Origin of the sequence: Paenibacillus sp. PSB04 (genome assembly GCF_025809195.1) — a bacterium.
Taxonomy (GTDB): Bacteria; Bacillota; Bacilli; order Paenibacillales; family Paenibacillaceae; genus Paenibacillus_AQ; species Paenibacillus_AQ favisporus.
The window spans coordinates 5416812-5433289 of sequence record NZ_CP081301.1 but is presented as its reverse complement, the minus strand read 5'-3'; the positions used below and the strand labels follow the sequence as shown (position 1 = coordinate 5433289).

Annotated in this window: 18 protein-coding genes and 1 other annotated feature; of the genes, 13 read left to right on the top strand and 5 right to left on the bottom strand. The window is 51.3% G+C overall.

Annotated elements, in window-relative coordinates; translation table 11 throughout:
* Positions 1-29 precede the first annotated feature (29 nt).
* From K2F33_RS25115 to K2F33_RS25100, 4 genes are all read right to left on the bottom strand, one after another.
* Positions 30-1136, bottom strand: a complete 1107-nt coding sequence (locus K2F33_RS25115) for a GerAB/ArcD/ProY family transporter (protein WP_263879346.1) — start codon at positions 1134-1136, stop codon at positions 30-32.
* A gap of 19 nt (positions 1137-1155) precedes the next feature.
* Positions 1156-2379, bottom strand: a complete 1224-nt coding sequence (locus tag K2F33_RS25110) for a Ger(x)C family spore germination protein (RefSeq protein ID WP_076166282.1) — start codon at positions 2377-2379, stop codon at positions 1156-1158.
* A gap of 36 nt (positions 2380-2415) precedes the next feature.
* A complete protein-coding gene (locus tag K2F33_RS25105) occupies positions 2416-4023 on the bottom strand; it encodes a spore germination protein (RefSeq protein ID WP_412973944.1) in 1608 nt (535 codons plus the stop codon).
* A gap of 176 nt (positions 4024-4199) precedes the next feature.
* A complete protein-coding gene (locus tag K2F33_RS25100) occupies positions 4200-5339 on the bottom strand; it encodes an NADH-dependent flavin oxidoreductase (protein ID WP_263879343.1) in 1140 nt (379 codons plus the stop codon).
* A gap of 225 nt (positions 5340-5564) precedes the next feature.
* Between K2F33_RS25100 and K2F33_RS25095 the strand changes: the two genes are divergently transcribed.
* The 12 genes from K2F33_RS25095 (at position 5565) to K2F33_RS25040 (ending at position 14382) form a co-directional block, all read left to right on the top strand.
* Complete coding sequence (locus tag K2F33_RS25095) at positions 5565-6050, top strand: RrF2 family transcriptional regulator (RefSeq protein WP_089547108.1); 486 nt, start codon at positions 5565-5567, stop codon at positions 6048-6050.
* A gap of 56 nt (positions 6051-6106) precedes the next feature.
* Positions 6107-7024, top strand: coding sequence for an NAD(P)/FAD-dependent oxidoreductase (locus K2F33_RS25090; protein ID WP_263879339.1), 918 nt, complete (start codon positions 6107-6109; stop codon positions 7022-7024).
* 119 nt (positions 7025-7143) lie between these two features.
* Positions 7144-7411: a binding site (T-box leader), on the top strand.
* Between the two features lie 197 nt (positions 7412-7608).
* On the top strand, positions 7609-8694 hold the full coding sequence (asd, locus tag K2F33_RS25085) for an aspartate-semialdehyde dehydrogenase (RefSeq protein ID WP_076166265.1): 1086 nt from the start codon (positions 7609-7611) through the stop codon (positions 8692-8694).
* A 172-nt stretch (positions 8695-8866) separates the two neighbouring features.
* Positions 8867-9169, top strand: coding sequence for a putative quinol monooxygenase (locus tag K2F33_RS25080; protein WP_076166262.1), 303 nt, complete (start codon positions 8867-8869; stop codon positions 9167-9169).
* Between the two features lie 139 nt (positions 9170-9308).
* A complete protein-coding gene (locus K2F33_RS25075; protein WP_076166259.1) occupies positions 9309-9503 on the top strand; it encodes a small acid-soluble spore protein H in 195 nt (64 codons plus the stop codon).
* A 16-nt stretch (positions 9504-9519) separates the two neighbouring features.
* Complete coding sequence (locus K2F33_RS25070) at positions 9520-9693, top strand: hypothetical protein (RefSeq protein ID WP_167372827.1); 174 nt, start codon at positions 9520-9522, stop codon at positions 9691-9693.
* Between the two features lie 177 nt (positions 9694-9870).
* Complete coding sequence (locus K2F33_RS25065; RefSeq protein WP_263879328.1) at positions 9871-10266, top strand: VOC family protein; 396 nt, start codon at positions 9871-9873, stop codon at positions 10264-10266.
* Positions 10267-10441: 175 nt separating this feature from the next.
* A complete protein-coding gene (locus K2F33_RS25060) occupies positions 10442-11197 on the top strand; it encodes an alpha/beta fold hydrolase (protein WP_263879326.1) in 756 nt (251 codons plus the stop codon).
* Positions 11198-11785 carry a TetR/AcrR family transcriptional regulator gene (locus tag K2F33_RS25055; protein ID WP_263879324.1) on the top strand — a complete coding sequence of 196 codons (588 nt, stop codon included), beginning with the start codon at positions 11198-11200 and terminating at the stop codon, positions 11783-11785.
* Positions 11786-12065: 280 nt separating this feature from the next.
* Complete coding sequence (locus tag K2F33_RS25050) at positions 12066-12482, top strand: hypothetical protein (RefSeq protein WP_076166245.1); 417 nt, start codon at positions 12066-12068, stop codon at positions 12480-12482.
* Positions 12479-13765 (top strand): ammonium transporter, encoded by a 1287-nt coding sequence (locus K2F33_RS25045; protein ID WP_263879322.1) that lies wholly within the window; start codon positions 12479-12481, stop codon positions 13763-13765. Before K2F33_RS25050 ends, K2F33_RS25045 begins: the two co-directional genes overlap by 4 nt.
* Positions 13766-13971: 206 nt before the next feature.
* Positions 13972-14382 (top strand): VOC family protein, encoded by a 411-nt coding sequence (locus tag K2F33_RS25040; protein WP_076166239.1) that lies wholly within the window; start codon positions 13972-13974, stop codon positions 14380-14382.
* 128 nt (positions 14383-14510) lie between these two features.
* Here K2F33_RS25040 and K2F33_RS25035 read toward each other — a convergent pair whose 3' ends face one another.
* Positions 14511-15380: an AraC family transcriptional regulator gene (locus K2F33_RS25035; RefSeq protein ID WP_263879318.1), complete on the bottom strand. Its 870-nt coding sequence runs from the start codon at positions 15378-15380 to the stop codon at positions 14511-14513.
* A gap of 212 nt (positions 15381-15592) precedes the next feature.
* Between K2F33_RS25035 and K2F33_RS25030 the strand changes: the two genes are divergently transcribed.
* Positions 15593-16438 carry an amidohydrolase family protein gene (locus tag K2F33_RS25030; protein WP_263879316.1) on the top strand — a complete coding sequence of 282 codons (846 nt, stop codon included), beginning with the start codon at positions 15593-15595 and terminating at the stop codon, positions 16436-16438.
* Positions 16439-16478 lie beyond the last annotated feature (40 nt).

The window sequence follows — 16478 nt, the reverse complement described above, 5'->3', positions numbered from 1 at the left end:
CCTAGAATGTACTTCGGTCGGTGTTTCTCTCAAGATCCTCCCGTCTGTTTTCCTTTCCGGGAAAAAAGCTTCTTCATTAGGACAACGGCTGCCAAAGCAAGGGGAATCCAGATTTGGAATACCGGAAAGTCGTACATCAGGTTTCGCGTGAATCCGATCCAGGTATGGTAAATAAAATTGGGCGCGGCAAAAGAAATGGTATAAATAAACGCACCGACGATGACTGTTAATTTTTTGTGGCTCATCTTTACCAGATAGGAAAGGCCGATGACCGCCCCCAAGTAAAATGCCGTCATTTTCACAAAGATGCCGATATAAATCAGCAAAATAATGACCGGATCGAGCCGTTCGAGAAAATCAGCGATTTCGATCAAGCGGACCGATCTGAGCATGGGGAGGGTGGTAATGCTTAAGATTTGGGGGCTCAATATCGTTAAATTCAACAAGTTGAAGATCAACAGCAGGATTCCCACGAACAGGTAGGAAAAGATCGACAGCTTGGACAGGTTTTTTTTGTTGTTCAAATGCTTCCAAAACGCAAGAAACACGACAACCTCGCCAAACGGGAAGCTGATGACTTTCGGAATGGCTTCCCTGATCACAGGCATGATGCCATGCTCGAGCACCGGCTGAAGCCGCTCCAGATGAATATTTTTAGAGACGATGAACATCAAGAAAATCAGGAAATAGCCCAAGATGGTAAAGGGGAGCAGAAATTCGACGACGCGGAAAAAAACTTCCGTTCCCTTGGAAATCGCATAGGCGGACAGCAGAATCATGATCAGCATAAGGAGGGCCAGCGGCGTTTTGGGAAGAAAGGAAATGTTGATAATGTCCCCAAACTCCCTGGTGTTTCTCATGGATTCATAGGAAAAATAGAAAATATAAGCGATGGTGACGATCGTTCCCAAAATACGACCCAGATGTTGGTTCAGGATTTCAAAGAGATTGCGGTCCTCGTTCCCCTTTTGGATGAAAAGGTAAACCAGGAGCAGCAGCAGTCCGGCCAGCATCGCGACAATGACGACCAGCCAGGCGTCCTGCTTGGCTCCCACGCCCAATTCGTATAATGGGGAAGTTCCGATCAAAAACAGGATCATCATCGCAATCAGCTCGTATTTGTCTATTTTCTGCAAGTTGGGGGCACTCCTTTCGCTAGAATTTTTGGTCTTTGAGCAAGCTGGAGTACGGCTTGGTAATCATGTTCGTATGCTCAATGTTAATCTTGACCTGCACGCGCAGGCTGATTTCCTCAATGGGACGCTTCGTTTTCATCAGTTTTCTCCAAGTAGAGGGATCTTTACGGTGTATCGCGTTCATGAATCCGGCCAGATCCACGTTCATTTCCTGCAGATGGCTCCAGGTCTCCATGATTTCGCCGCCGATTTGTTTACTTATCGTACGTTCTATGTCCCGAATGACCCCCGGATTCTTTAAGTCCAGATTGCAGCCGGATTCGTCGATCGCTCCCGTTGCTTGAATCTTGGCGAGAATGATCGATTTTCCATGGATGACCTTCGGCTCCAGTTTGGTGGACGATTTCAGCACTCGATAGCTGAGCAGCTGATTTTCTTGGCCTTTTGCGCTGCACGGAAACACAACCATCATGCTGCTGACACGATTGGAAAGCCATGCGACAGATCGGCTATCTTTTTGATCGATCCATCCCACCAGCTTGTCCTTACGGAATACGCCCAGCTCCCCGAGCTTAATGACCGCATCATTTCGCGTCGATTTCAGGGCATCGAGGGAGGACTGCTTGCTCAGATCTCCGGATACCTCGAGCTCGGGCGCCATGGCGCTTTCATCCGGGCTGGCTATCATTCTGGCGAAATCGATGAGCCGCATGTTTTGAGCCTGGGACAGATTTTTCTGGCTTTGATCGATGATCCGCTGGATGGCGTTGCCGGATATTTTCTCCAAAGGGATCAGCACTTCCAGCAAATTGGAAGCTTTGCCCTTGGTCAAGAGGACGGACATGGTCTCCCTGCTCTCGAACGGACGAAGGAAAAAATCAAGAATTTCTCCGACACCTTCTTTCCGTGCCACATCTTCGCTAAGAATAAGGACGGAGTTATGGGCGAAAAAAAGCTTCCTTGATGTTTCCAGGCTGGCATTCTGCATCGCCTCGGCAATAGAGCGCCCCTTGGTTGAGAAAATGGTCGTCGGAGACTGGCTTCCTGCACTGCCGCCGCCTGTCTGGGTGGCAATCGACTGCGGAATGACGACCTGGAACGAAATTTCCCATTTCCCGTTGCTCCGGTCGATGGACGTCGCCGAAATGATGCTCAGCGTATTCAATTCCTGGCTGTCCCAGCATCCGCCCGTCAGCAGCGCGACCGACAGCGAGAGAATCATAAGGCCCAGTCTCCGGAGCATCTTTTCCACCTCTTTGTTTGACCTGGATGTATACAGCTATTGTTCATCTTTCGATGGCGACGGCTTTTGGATTGATTTTTGGCGTTTGATATTTTTTTGACTGATTAAGGTTGGACGTTTAAGCATGGCCCACCAAGGCACACGTACCAACGCATCCTTTTGGTCGGAAGGAGAGAAGGGCGCAAGCGGAATCAAATAAGGGATTCCGAAGGACCGCAGCCCTGATAAATGGATAAGCATCGCCATTAATCCTGCAATGATCCCGAACAATCCCAGCGTAGCCGCAAGCAGCATGAATCCGAAACGAAGCAGCCTAGCCGAATTGGATAAGCTGACTGATGGAGCGACGAAGCCGGCAATGGCGGTAAAAGCCACGATAATAACCATCGCGGCGGATACCAAACCTGCCTGAACTGCCGCTTGCCCCAGCACGAGCGCACCGACGATCGAAATCGCGGACCCGATCGCCCTTGGCATCCGCACCCCGGCTTCCCGCAAAACTTCGAAAGTGATTTCCATGGCAAGCGCTTCGACAAAGGCCGGAAAGGGGACGCCTTCCCGCTGGGCCGCGAGGCTGATAAGCAGGGTTGTCGGCAGCATCTGCTGATGAAATGTTGTGATCGCGATGTACATCGAGGGCAGGAGCATGGAAAACACAAATGCGATAATACGCATCAACCGTAGAAATGTCGCGATATCGAATTTTTGATAATAATCCTCGCTGGACTGGAACAGCTTAAAAATCGTAATGGGGGCAATGAGCACAAAGGGGCTCCCGTCTACGAGAATGGCTACTTTTCCTTCCAAAATAGCTCCGGCAATGGCGTCAGGACGTTCTGAATTCGTAAGGGTCGGAAAAGGCGTAAAGGTGGCGTCCTGGATAAATTCCTCGATATATCCGCTCTCCAGAACGCTGTCGATGTCAATCCGGTCAAGCCTTCTTAAAATTTCCTGCACCACGTCTTCACTAGCGATACCATGAATGTACATCACGGCTACGTCCGTTTGGGTTACGCGGCCGATCGTTCGGTCGACGATCCATAGATTCGGATTTTTGATTTTACGGCGGATTAATGACGTATTGATCCGAAGGTTCTCCGTAAAGCCTTCCCTTGGTCCTCGGATGACGGTTTGAGACTGGGGTTCGTCTACACCGCGCTGTTCCCCACCGGCAGAGGATGCTGATATTCCCTTGGCTGTGCCATCTACCAAAATGACTGTATTGCCGGCAAGAATGGCGTCAAACAGTTTCTTCATGGTATCGATGTCCGTGACTTGGCCAATGGCTAAAAACCGGTGTTTGATCCAGCCCAGCACCTGTTTTGGCGGGTCCAGCGAACAATCCGCATCCGCCTGGATTTGCGTCAAAGATTTCAAAATGGAATTGTTGATAATCTGCTCATCGGCCAAACCGTCGGTGTAGATGACGGCGACGTGGACAGGTTTCCCCAGGGCCTGGTCCAACCGACGGATGATGATATCGGAACTGTCGCCCGTCATTTCCTTGATCATTTGGACGTTAACATCCAAGTATTTGGAAAGAGGCGTTTCAGGCCTATTAAATTCCGATGGCTGCTCATTTTTGTCTTGATTTTGGTTGGAATCACCGCTGGAATCATGTTTGGATTTGAAAAAAGGCCGCATCCTAATCCTCACCTTGAAATTTATATTCTGCTTCATCGTTGCCTTTTTCGGAGGAACTTAAACTAGGGGCATCGAAAGAGGATTGCTCTTCAGAAAACGTGCCGGAAAAAGCAAAACAGACGGCTGGCGGCCGTCTGTCGCGATTTATAAACAAGCAATAGACTGAAGGGAAATCATTACCTTTCGGCGTCCGCAACTTGCGGGTCGCTGCGCAGCGGGAACCAGCCGGGAATACTCATCATGAGGTTCCACAGCGGTTCGGGAATCGATAACTCCTGCAGGTCCAGAGGGGAGATGGACGTTCGGATCTGCTGTTCACGGCCTTCCAATACCAACTGTACCCAATCCGGTTCCATGATGAGTTCGCGTCCCAGGGCGATGAGCGGGATGCCGGAGGACAGCGCCTCCAGCGCATCATCGGGCGTGTAAATGCTGCCGACGCCAATGATGGGGATACGCGAGCCGACGCGCTCCTGAAGAATTGCCAATCGTGACCGGCTGTCCTGAATCCCCCTTCGCGGCACGGAACGGAAGCTGGTCAACGATACATGAAGGTAATCGACCCCGGTGCCCGACAATGCATCGACGAACGAGAGGGTATCGGCCATCGTAATGCCTGGCGTTCCCGCCTCTTCAGGCGAAAACCGGAAGCCGACCAGGAAAGGTTTATTAGACTCTTTACGAACGGTCCGAAGGACCTCGCGAATAATGGCTAAGGCCAGCGTCATTCGATTCCCCAGGCTCCCTCCATAACGGTCCGTGCGTCGGTTCGTCATCGGGGATAAAAATTGATGCAGCAAATTCCCGTTGCCGCCGTGAATTTCCACCCCGTCAAATCCGGCGTCAACCGCTCTTCGGGCCGCTTCTGCATAAGCATGAATGATGCCTTCCATTTCCTGCTCGGCGAGACTGCGCGGGACGGGGGCTCCTTCCCGGTCTTCAGGGATGTTTCCGGCGCTGACATAATCGCCTGTCTTGGAGCCTTGTCTGCCTGCGTGAAAAATTTGCAGCACGGCCTTGGCTCCGTTCCCCTGGATCGTCGAGGCAAGCCGGCGGAGTCCGGGAATGAGGGCGTCGTTGTCGGCGCCGGGCGCACCAGTCATTCCTCCTTGCTGCATGACATATGTTGCCGCTGTGATGACCATGGCAGCGCCATGAGAACGGCGTTTGTAGTATTGAATTTCCTGTTCGGAAATGGAGCCGTCCGCATTGGAACTCATATGGGTCATCGGAGACATCACGATCCGGTTTTTTAAAGAAATGTTGGCTGACGGAAAATGAAATGGATCAAAAAGGGGGGAATACGATTTTTTCATGGGGTGACAACTCCTTCGTAACGATTCTTTTATTGAACTTGTTATGATTATAAGAGGAGAAGCAACATCCCGTAAGAACGCAAAATCTATGGATATAATCCAAGTACCTGGACCAACTAACATAAAGTAAGCTTGATTTATCATCATGTTCTGCATATAATGGACATTACAGGTCCATAATAAATGCGCTGTTATGGTTTGCTGCTTGAAAAGGAGGAATCCAGCATGCAATTTTCAAAAAGTACTGCATACGGTTTACACGCCTTGATGCTGCTGGCGAAATCGGAACGGGGCCGCAACGTGGGCATTAAAGAACTGTCCTCGTCCCTGGGCGCTTCCGAGAGCTATTTATCCAAAATTATGTCCAAGCTGCGGCAGGATGGGCTTGTTCGCGCAGTTACCGGTGTGAACGGCGGCTATGAGCTTGCCCGGGCCGCCAGTGAAATTACTTTTCTGGATGTGGTTCAGGTTCTCGAAGGACGTCAGCACTTGTATGAATGCTTCCACGGAAGCAACCATCCGCTGCCAGCCCTGGAAGCTGCGGGGGACGAACCGGAAACGCCGGAATTTGCTTTCGGCGAAGGATGCCCGGTCAAACAAGTGATGGATGCCGCGGAACAGCAGATGAACCGTTATCTCCAGCAGCATACGATTCAATCAGCACTGAACCAGGCGGGCTCATGTGATGTCCATGCAGCAGGCAAGAAGTAATAAACTTCTTGCGCGTTTATTATGGATAAAAAGGATCTATAAAGGGAGGAATTAAAATGTCAGAAGTATTGTTGGATGCGGTTATTATCGGAGGCGGGCCAGCCGGCATGAGTGCGGCGCTTGCGCTGGGCAGATCAAGACGTTCCGCGGTGGTCATTGACGAAGGTCGCCCGCGCAATCGGGTAACCCATGAGATGCATAACTTCCTGTCTCGGGACGGTATCGCTCCCGCGGAGTTCCGTCGGATCGCCAGAGAACAAATCAGTCAGTACCCTGCAATCAAGTTTGTTCAAGGGAAGACGGAATCCGTGGAAGGAAGTGACGGCGACTTCCGGATCCGCACGGTTGACGGAAAGGTGTACCGCAGCAAGAAGCTGTTGTTTGCAACCGGCAAACGAGACCTGCCTCTGGATATTTCCGGGTTGGACGAGGTATACGGTAAAACCGCGTTTGTCTGCCCTTATTGTGACGGCTGGGAACTGCAGGACCAGCAGCTCGTGATGATTGCCAAGGGCGAAGGAGCGATGCATTTATCCAAAGTGCTGATGGGATGGTCTGCGAATTTAACGTTATGCACGAACGGCCCGGATGAATTGAATGCGGAGCAGAGTGAAGAGCTGGAGCGCCACGGCATTACCGTTAAGGACTCGCCGATTCACAAGATTGAGTCTGAAGAAGGCAACGTAAAGCAGGTTGTCCTGGAGAACGGCGAATCCGTTGCCTGCACCGGGATTTTCTTTGCGCCGAAACTGGCCGCTGCCACTGACCTGCCGCAGTCGCTGGGCTGCGAAGTGTCGGAATCCGGAAGCATTGTGGCCGATCGGATCGGCAAGACCAATATCCCCGGTGTATTCAGTGCCGGAGATGCCGCTTCTGATATGTATCAAGCCATTGCTGCGGCTTCCATGGGCGCGTTGGCAGGCATGGGCATCAATGCCGAACTGTTGGATGAGGCATGGAAATCGGTTCGCTGAATCGCAGCCGATGGATCCATTCTTTTGCCAGGTTTGTGAAATCGGAATTTTTTTGCGAAAAAAGGTTTACGTCTGGCGTAACTTCCGATATTATAAGCGTAATGTAAGAACCGTTAATTTGAAATGCGATGAAGAGAAGAGTAGGTAAAGGAAGCATTTCCCAGAGAGCTCCGTCCGCTGAAAAGGAGCATTGAGTCCTTTATTGAATAAAGCCTCTGAGCAGCACGCCGGAACCCGATGTTCAATGAGAGGATGGTGTGCCAGGAGCTCCTGTTACAGAGCTAGAGTATATCTATCAGTTGACTGATGCCGTACTCGAAGAGGCTAAAATGGCGACATTTTAGCGAATCTGGGGTGGTACCACGAGTATGATATCTCGTCCCTAAGACGGCAGTCTTGGGGGTGGGATTTTTTATTTTTTCGTCATGATCCTGTAAATATCGCTGCACACAGGCGGATGGGCACACCAATTCAAACGGTTTGAATAGTGTCTAATAGACGGTTTAACGAGCCACGCCTGTCACCATAGTATTTGTTTAGCAGACAACTTCTCATACTCTACTTCGAAAGGATTGGAATCACTCATGTCACAAAAACTTAAAGTCGGTATTGTCGGTGGAACCGGTATGGTTGGCCAGCGTTTCGTACAGCTCTTGGATCAGCATCCTTGGTTCCAGGTGACCGCGATTGCGGCAAGCAGCAGTTCCGCCGGTAAAACCTATGAAGAATCGGTGCAGGGAAGATGGAAACTGGCAACACCGATTCCCGAGGACGTCAAGCAAATTGTCGTTCAGGACGCTTCGAAGGTCGAAGAGGTTGCTTCGGGAGTTGACTTTGTTTTCTGCGCCGTAGATATGAAGAAGGACGAAATCAAAGCGCTTGAAGAAGCGTATGCCAAAACGGGTACGCCTGTTATATCAAACAACTCCGCACATCGGTGGACGCCTGACGTGCCTATGGTGATTCCGGAAATCAATCCAGGTCACATCGGCGTCATTGAAGCGCAAAGACAGCGGCTCGGTACCAAAACCGGGTTTATCGCAGTCAAACCGAACTGCTCGATTCAGAGTTATGTGCCGCAGCTGAACGCGCTGCTTGATTTTAAACCGACTCAGGTGGTTGCGTCGACTTACCAGGCGATCTCCGGCGCAGGCAAAAACTTTACGGACTGGCCGGAAATGCTGGATAATGTTATTCCTTACATCGGCGGTGAGGAAGAGAAGAGCGAGCAGGAGCCGCTGCGCATTTGGGGCAGCATCGACAACGGGCAAATCGTGAAGGCGTCCTCTCCGATCATCACGACCCAGTGCATCCGCGTTCCTGTGACAGACGGGCATTTGGCGACCGTGTTCGTCTCTTTTGAGAAAAAGACGTCGAAGGAAGAAATTATTGAGCGCTGGCGCGCGTATCAAGGAAGACCGCAGGAATTGGGCCTTCCAAGCGCACCGAAGCAGTTCATTACGTATTTTGAGGAAGAAAACCGGCCGCAGACGAAGCTGGATCGCGATATTGAACGCGGCATGGGCGTTTCGGCAGGCAGACTGCGCGAGGATTCCATTTATGATTTCAAATTCGTGGGTCTTTCGCATAATACGCTGCGCGGCGCCGCAGGCGGGGCTGTGCTGATTGCTGAACTGCTGAAGGAAGAAGGATATATTCAAGCCAAGTAACAAGTACAAGGGATCGGAGCGGTGTATCCGGTCCCTTTCTATTTGTTTTCACGAAATTTAGGACAAGTTCTCACAATCCCTGACCGTATCTGTCAGTCATTATCGTCTATACTGATGATAGCTGAGAGTGAATGAATCACATGTACGAGTTGTGATGAAGGGGAGGACAAGAATGGAAAAATACGCTATGTTCGGCAAACTGACGGCAAAGCCGGGGCAGCGCGATGAGCTCGCGAGAATGATGCTGGAATCCAGCGGGACGCTTGAGGATATGGAAGGCTGCATCTATTATATCCTGCATGAAGCGGAGGACAATCCGGACGATCTTTGGATTACGGAACTATGGGAAAGCAAGGAAGCTCACGCGGCCTCGTTGAAGAATGAGAAGGTGCTTGAGCTCATCGGACGCTGCAGGCATCTCATTGCTGAAGCCGGCGGCATCAAGGTCCGGCCGATCGGAGGCAAAGGATTCTGATTTCTGATACAAAACATGTATAACAGCAAACCGCGGATGCCGCGGTTTTTTTGTTTCCGGGGAGCGCGATGCATAACACCGCATGCCCCCGTACATAGTATAAGCGAACTCTACTCAACATTTGGAGGCATTACACAACATGAACGTTCAAAGAGCGCAGGAAATCGCGTCCTCGCCAGTCATGGCAAACGTACTGCTGGATGGAACCCCCATCTATATACAGCATGTGGACGAGCTGAGCGAAACCGCACGTGTCTATCCGCTCGACAATCCGGAAGCTGAGCGGGAAGTACCTCTGTATTCGTTAGAGGAGCAGGATCATTTTCTGGGATAAAAAGGAGAGAATTGCGATGAAAGAAGTGCCAAAACAAAATGAAAAAGAGGCAGATCGGCTGAACGACTATGACGTCACCGATGATGTGGTTCGCGAAGTGCCGGCTACGACCGATGCCAGTGATGCCGTCGCGGCCATGACTTCGCATATTAATAAGTATGATGTGCCCGATGAGCTGGAGGAAAAATAACGACAAAGCTCTTAAAGCGTACAGGCGAGCCTGTGCGCTTTATTGTTGTTCCCGATCGAATGTATTCACTTTTTACGCAAGAATAGCAAGCGAGAATAAATCCGGCTCATGATGATTTGATAGAATCAGCATGATAACGAGTGTTTCTGATCACATTTCAAAAGGGAGAGATGGACGATGAATCAATGGGGAGCCAAAAACATCGATGTCATCACGTTGTTTGTGGAAGATCTTCCGGAGGCCAAATCATTCTATGAGCGGGTATTCGGCCTTTCCTCCGTCTACGAGGACGACAACTCTGCAGTTTATAACTTCGGGAACATGAGCGTCAATCTGCTGAAAATAACCGAAGCGGACGAGCTTACGCATCCGGCTCCAGTGGCAGACCGCGGGGCGGGAGCGAGGTTTGTGTTCACGATCCGTGTTGATGACGTGGATGCGTTGTGTACAGAGCTGAATTCAGCCGGCGTTGCGCTGCTGAACGGTCCGATGGACCGCCCATGGGGAATCCGTACGGCAAGTTTCCAGGATCCGGGCGGACACATCTGGGAAATCGCGCAGGAGCTGCGTTGATTCCTCTGGATATGGATTGCAGGGAGCTGGGAATGACGAATAAAGCTCAGAGATGATGATATGCTGAACCTCATACGCTGAACCCAATGGGTCGGCGTTTTTTTCATTGACTAACCGTTCAACCAATAGTAATATGATGATAATATCAGGTAAATGATGGATGGAGGGATCCGGGATGGATTTGTATTATGAGATTCATGGCAGTGGAAAACCCGTCATTTTTATACACAGCGGCGGGACGGACAGCAGGCTGTGGTCATTCCTGGCGCCATTAGTCGCCAAAGAATACCAGACTATTACTTATGACGGCCGGGGTGCAGGCAAATCTCCTTCTCCCAAGGAACCGGCGAACTACGTTGAGGACTTGCGCGAGCTGATGGATGACCTTCACCTGGATACCGCCGTCCTCATCGGCCATTCAGGAGGCGGCCAAATCGCCACTGACTTCAGCCTTCAATACCCGAATCGTGTTTCGGGCTTGGTGCTCATCGGCCCATCATTGACGGGCTATAAGCCATCACCGGAGTTTGAGCGCTGGATGAGTGAGGTGAACGCGGCCGCCCCCGATGCCGATAAAATCATGGAGCTTGCGTTCAGCGCTCCGCTGTACCGGATCGTGATGTCCAGTCCGCAGCGCCGCTTGATGATTGACATGTTCAGGCATCACCTGGCCAAAACAGCCGAGTGGGGGAGCTTCGAATCCGTTTGGCCGCAGCCTCCAGCCATCGGCCGATTGGAAGACCTTCACATAAGAACCCTGTTTATGATCGGCGATAATGAGATCCCGGATAATGAACGCGTCGCAGAGCTGTTCCGGAGCTTGCCGAATGTTCGTTATGTCCAAATTCCGGGGGCGGACCATATGATGCCCTTAACCCATCCGGAGATGATGTACAGCTATATTGCCGAGTTTTTGGAGGAGAGACGTTAAATGCCGCGCACCCAGGAAGAGAATGAACGAATACGTCAGCAGGCCAAGGCGAAGATCCGGGAAGCAGCCATTGACCTTTTTATGAAAAAAGGTTACCATGCCACCTCGATCGATGACGTCTCCAAACACGCCGGCGTGTCCAAAGGGCTTCTATACAACTACTACAAAGGGAAAGAAGAATTGCTCAGTGCCATGGTCGAAGCCAGAATCGGGGAATTGATACAGGTCATGGAGAAGGCAGAGGCATTGGAGACGCCGGCAGAGCAGCTGAAACATATCGTAGAAGGGGCCGTCGATAATGTGCGGCGTTCTCCCGAGGTGTTCCGGTTCTACCTGCACCTGCAGACCCAGCCGGAAGCCGATGAAACCGTCGCCAAATACGGCAAGCTCCTGATTGAGGAAAGTGCCCGTCAGTTTCAAATCCAGTGCCGCATGTTCGAAAAACTGGGAGCGTCCGACCCGGTGGCGAGGTCATTGTACTTTTCCTCCGCACTGCAGGGAATCATGCTCATGATCTCGACTTATCCGGAGCAATTTCCGGTTGAGGCTATGAAGCGGCAAATCATCGAGGATTTCTGCCAAGTTTAGCGCCAAATGTAAGAAGGCAATCACCCGCTTTTTATAAATCGAAATGAACAGGGACAGCTGCTGATGCAGCTGTTTTTTGCTGATCGAGGTCGAGTCTTAGGAGGGGCGTTTAAACAATAAAGTTTATTGATATAAGTGGTAACTATCGGACAAAACGAGTAGAAATACTTCATGAAAGCTTTTTTGCCAGCAGAGGTGTTTTTCTCTATCAATCTATTGACTTCTACGTTTAATGACCATATAATCAACTAAAGTGACCCGACGTGTAAGGAGACCTGACATGGTAATTATCGATGAGGTGTACCGCAATATCAGTTTTGATATGCCGGAACAGGAATTATTCATTTTACTTGAACGCGTTAAAGCGAAGAAAGAAGAAGACGTAGAAGAGTTGAAAAACAAAATCGATAAATACGAGCAGAAACGCCGGGCGGAAGAGGCGTTGTATCAATCCATGTCCCCGATCCGGCGCTTGTTTACAGGGCGGCCAGCCAGCCATCATCAGGCAGTTGAGTATATGGTCCATGTCAAAGAACGGTTCAAGAAAATCGACGCGATAAAGCGCAGTATTCGGGAACTGGATCAGGTGCTTGATAAGCTGCGTTTACCGATAAGGGATTCGAACGAGGTATTTCTGTCTCCTGAGCTGATCCGGGAAATCAGACTGCTTCAGGAAATGGAGGCTTCACAGGAATGAATTTAACGCTTGAATCTTTAGGTACGGGAATGGATACCGTATGGGTCGTTCTCAGCGCCGCTATGATTCTGTTGATGGAGGGCGGGTTTGCCCTGCTTGAGGCAGGATTTGTACGCTACAAGAACAGCGTCAACATTATTATGAAGGTGTTCGCCGATATCACGATCGGCACCTTGGTTTTTTATGTATTCGGATTTGCGCTCATGTACGGAAAGGACGCCGGAGGAATCATCGGGACGAGCGGATTTGTCCTTGGGGGCGATTTATCCCACCTCCAGCTGCCGGTATCGCTGGATACGTATTGGCTGTTCCAAGCGGCCTTCACCATCGCCGTCATTTCGATCGTTTCGGGTGCTGTGGCCGAGCGGATCAATTTTAGAGCCTATTTGCTGTATATTGTCCTGATGACGGGTCTGATCTATCCGATCGGCGGCCACTGGGCCTGGGGCGGCGGATGGCTGACGAAGCTCGGCATGCAGGATTTTGCCGGCTCTGCCGTCATTCACGCGCTCGGCGGCTTCTCGGCCCTGGCGGCTGCGCTGATCGTGGGTCCCCGGAAAGGGAAATTCAATAAAGCGGGTGCCAGCACGATCTCCCTGCCCAGCAACCTGCCACTCGCTTCGGTAGGGGCTTTCCTTCTCTGGTTTGGCTGGTTTGGCTTCAATGCGGGCAGCACGCTCAGTGCAACCGATGTCCGCATCGGACATATTGCGCTGACAACGATGCTGTCTGCCGCATCCGGCGGAGCGGTCACACTGGTGTATACGCTGTTCCGCTACCAGCGCTCCGACGCACCATCCGTGATTAACGGCTCCTTGGCAGGTCTGGTCGGAATTACGGCCGGATGCGCTTTTGTCAGCGACAGCGCTGCCATCCTGATCGGTGCGATCTCGGGACTGCTTATGATGGCGGCAACGAGCTGGCTGGAGGGACGCCGGATTGACGATCCCGTCGGCGCCTTCCCGGTCCACGCCGTATCCGGTGCGTGGGGAACCCTTGCCGTTGGTCTGTTCGCGACAGACGGCGGCCTCTTTTACAGCGGCAGCTGGCATTTGCTTGGCGTTCAGGCGCTCGGACTGGCTGCGCTGGCGGCATGGGGATTTGTCCTTACTTGGGTCGGCCTTAAGCTGATTGGTCTCCTCGTCCCTGTTCGTTCCAGCGAGGAGGAAGAGGAAATCGGCCTCGACATCAGTTATCACGGCATTATGGCAGCGGACCGGTCCCACGAGTTTATCGATCATGAAGTCCGCTATTCAATGAGCGAAGAACATCGGAATGTATAGCTGTTTGTAATGTTCAAAAGGAACACTTCGAATCACCTTCGAAGTGTTCCTTTTTATTTTGCAGCATTTTATTTAGATTCCGGCATTGCGTCTAAGCACCGCACCGCTATATCCCAAGTTAGCAATCAGTAAGAAACGGAAGGTGATCCGCTGTGATACGCTGATCTGGAAGAGTTAACAATCCACAGGGAAAGGAAGTATTCAAGATGGGCGTATTGAAACCTTTTATTTACTCGGAAGATGCAAGAAGTCAGGCGGATTTCTATATCCGTTCGCTTGGCGGTAATCTGGAATCCGTTATCACTCATGGGGAGTCGATGGGAGTCCAGAATGACTTGCAGGATAAAGTGATTCATATGTGCTTATCGGTCGCCGGAGGCAACTATATTTTTATGTCGGACTCCATGGAATCGAATCTTCAAGGCAACAATATGTCGCTGAATATCGACTACCCTTCGTCGGAGGAAGCCCGCGAGGCATTCTCGAAGCTTGCCGACGGAGGTCACGTCATCTATCCGTTTGAACAGCAGCCGTTCGGGTTGTACCTGGGCGAACTTACGGACCGGTTTGGTGTCCGTTGGATGATTACTGCACCGTCCGTATCTACCCGGTCCTAATCGTTCCACAATTCAATAGGCCATATCCGGAACCCCGCTTGAACCTTAAGGTTTAAGCAGGGGTTATTTTGTTGTTCCGGCAAATTCCCGCCAATGGGTGCTTCTGTTATTTCAATGAGCGGTGCTTTCTATCGGGCTGTCGTAGAGTTATGCCTGTAATGCGAAGGAGTCAGGCCGACAATCTGTTTGAATTTCCGGTGAAAATGAGGCATACTGTCAAACCCGCAGGCCGGGGCGATGCTGCTGATGCTGTCGTCGGTGTGAAGCAGCAGCTCTTTAGCCCGGATCACCCGTTTGACGTTGATGTAATCCGTTACGCTCATCCCGGTCAACTGTTTGAACACGCGGCTGAAATGGGCGGAGCTCACGGAAGCGAGCCGGCTTAAAGAGCTTAGGCTGATCTGCTCGCAGTAATGCCCATCGATATACAGTAAGCTTTGCCGCATCCAGTTCGGACCAACGAACGGGCTGCGAGAGCCGCTGCTCCCATCACTTTGTTCCCGGTGGATCAGCAGCAATAGGTACTGAACGTACAGTACGATCGAGTGGCGGTAGCCCGGGGGTTGACCACTCAGCTCGGACTGAATGGCGGCCAGCTTGTCTTCGAGCTGCGACTCCAGCGCGGCGGGGCATTCCAGTTTATAAGCATGGTTCGAACTGCAGCTGTCAAAGCACTGTAAGTAAGAAAAGGTTTCTCCCAAAGAAGACTGCCGGACGAGTTCGGGACTAAAAAACACGGCAGTGGATGTGACCGGATCGTCTTTGTCCGGGAACGCCTGGTGGATCGTGCTGCCAGGGATAATAAACAGATCCCCGCGGCGCATTTCGTAAATTGTCCGGTCGATAAAAAAGGAGCCCATACCTGAGTGGACATACACCAGCTCATGCCAATCGTGAAGGTGATGCGGCAGCTCCAGCTGCGCCGTCTTGCGGTCGCGGTAATTGAATGAGAAAGGAAATTCCGGCTGCGCGTCAAATTGTTTGCGAATGGGATTCATAGCGTTGCCCCTTGAGTGTATTGGGAACCATCAGCCGAACCCTCACCTTCCGTAAACGATTCATAACAGAAGAGGAGGGTCAGCAAATGGGTTCGTTGTTTTGAAGATATCAAAATCGGATATGATTGTGCAAGATTTCGTTCTTTTAGAACCGATCCATAGTTGTTATATTGAGAAAAGAACATCGGTTTACATGAATGGAGGGAATTGCAATGCGAATAGACGCTCACCAGCATTACTGGAGTATCGCCCGGGACGACTATGGCTGGATTACGCCGTCCATTCCTGTCCTGTACCGGGATTATCAGCCGTCGGATCTGCTTCCGCATCTGGCAGAACATCATCTCGACGGAACGATCCTCGTGCAGGCTGCACCAACGTATGAAGAAACCGATTATATTCTTGAACTCGCGGCACACGATGATCGGGTTCTGGGCGTGGTCGGATATATGGATCTCGCGGATGATGATCACAAGGGCCATTTTGAGCGCTTCGCGCAGCATCCCAAATTCGTCGGCTTCCGCCTCATGATCCAGGATATGGAGGATGCAGATGCGATCCTGGAACCTTCATACGCAGCTTCGCTCAAACACTATGCGAGCCTTGGCGTTCCGGTCGATCTGCTCGTCCGGTCCGATCAATTGGATACGCTGGTCCGGCTGATCGAGCAAATTCCGGATCTGCATGCGGTGATCGACCATCTGGCGAAACCGCGAATCGCAGCAGGGGAAATGGAGCCTTGGGCCGGATACATGAAAAGGCTGGCGTCTTACCCGAACCTGTACTGCAAGCTGTCCGGCATGGTGACCGAGGCGGACCATGACGGCTGGAAGCCGGATCAGCTTACGCCTTATGTCCGTCATGTTCTGGACTGTTTTGGCGCAGACCGGGTGATGTTCGGCAGCGACTGGCCGGTATGCCTGATGGCTTCGAGCTACGACGGTGTCGTGGATGCTCTTATGAAGACGCTTCCACCGACTTGGGGGGCAGATGAGAGTTTGAAATTGTTCGGGGGCAACGCCGCAGCATTTTACCGGCTGAAGAATGAGGCAAGATGACACGCATCGCTGCGGGGGAAATGACTGAATAGAAGGGTTG

Bases quoted from the DNA above. Each gene is read 5' to 3' on its own strand.
- K2F33_RS25040 (WP_076166239.1), top strand. From the start codon at position 13,972: ATGGGCGTATTGAAACCTTTTATTTACTCGGAAGATGCAAGAAGTCAG.
- K2F33_RS25035 (WP_263879318.1), bottom strand. From the start codon at position 15,380: ATGAATCCCATTCGCAAACAATTTGACGCGCAGCCGGAATTTCCTTTC.
- K2F33_RS25050 (WP_076166245.1), top strand. From the start codon at position 12,066: ATGGTAATTATCGATGAGGTGTACCGCAATATCAGTTTTGATATGCCG.
- K2F33_RS25095 (WP_089547108.1), top strand. From the start codon at position 5,565: ATGCAATTTTCAAAAAGTACTGCATACGGTTTACACGCCTTGATGCTG.
- K2F33_RS25030 (WP_263879316.1), top strand. From the start codon at position 15,593: ATGCGAATAGACGCTCACCAGCATTACTGGAGTATCGCCCGGGACGAC.
- K2F33_RS25110 (WP_076166282.1), bottom strand. From the start codon at position 2,379: ATGCTCCGGAGACTGGGCCTTATGATTCTCTCGCTGTCGGTCGCGCTG.
- K2F33_RS25090 (WP_263879339.1), top strand. From the start codon at position 6,107: ATGTCAGAAGTATTGTTGGATGCGGTTATTATCGGAGGCGGGCCAGCC.
- K2F33_RS25045 (WP_263879322.1), top strand. From the start codon at position 12,479: ATGAATTTAACGCTTGAATCTTTAGGTACGGGAATGGATACCGTATGG.
- K2F33_RS25065 (WP_263879328.1), top strand. From the start codon at position 9,871: ATGAATCAATGGGGAGCCAAAAACATCGATGTCATCACGTTGTTTGTG.
- K2F33_RS25100 (WP_263879343.1), bottom strand. From the start codon at position 5,339: ATGAAAAAATCGTATTCCCCCCTTTTTGATCCATTTCATTTTCCGTCA.
- K2F33_RS25105 (WP_412973944.1), bottom strand. From the start codon at position 4,023: ATGCGGCCTTTTTTCAAATCCAAACATGATTCCAGCGGTGATTCCAAC.
- K2F33_RS25060 (WP_263879326.1), top strand. From the start codon at position 10,442: ATGGATTTGTATTATGAGATTCATGGCAGTGGAAAACCCGTCATTTTT.
- K2F33_RS25070 (WP_167372827.1), top strand. From the start codon at position 9,520: ATGAAAGAAGTGCCAAAACAAAATGAAAAAGAGGCAGATCGGCTGAAC.
- asd (WP_076166265.1), top strand. From the start codon at position 7,609: ATGTCACAAAAACTTAAAGTCGGTATTGTCGGTGGAACCGGTATGGTT.
- K2F33_RS25055 (WP_263879324.1), top strand. From the start codon at position 11,198: ATGCCGCGCACCCAGGAAGAGAATGAACGAATACGTCAGCAGGCCAAG.
- K2F33_RS25075 (WP_076166259.1), top strand. From the start codon at position 9,309: ATGAACGTTCAAAGAGCGCAGGAAATCGCGTCCTCGCCAGTCATGGCA.
- K2F33_RS25080 (WP_076166262.1), top strand. From the start codon at position 8,867: ATGGAAAAATACGCTATGTTCGGCAAACTGACGGCAAAGCCGGGGCAG.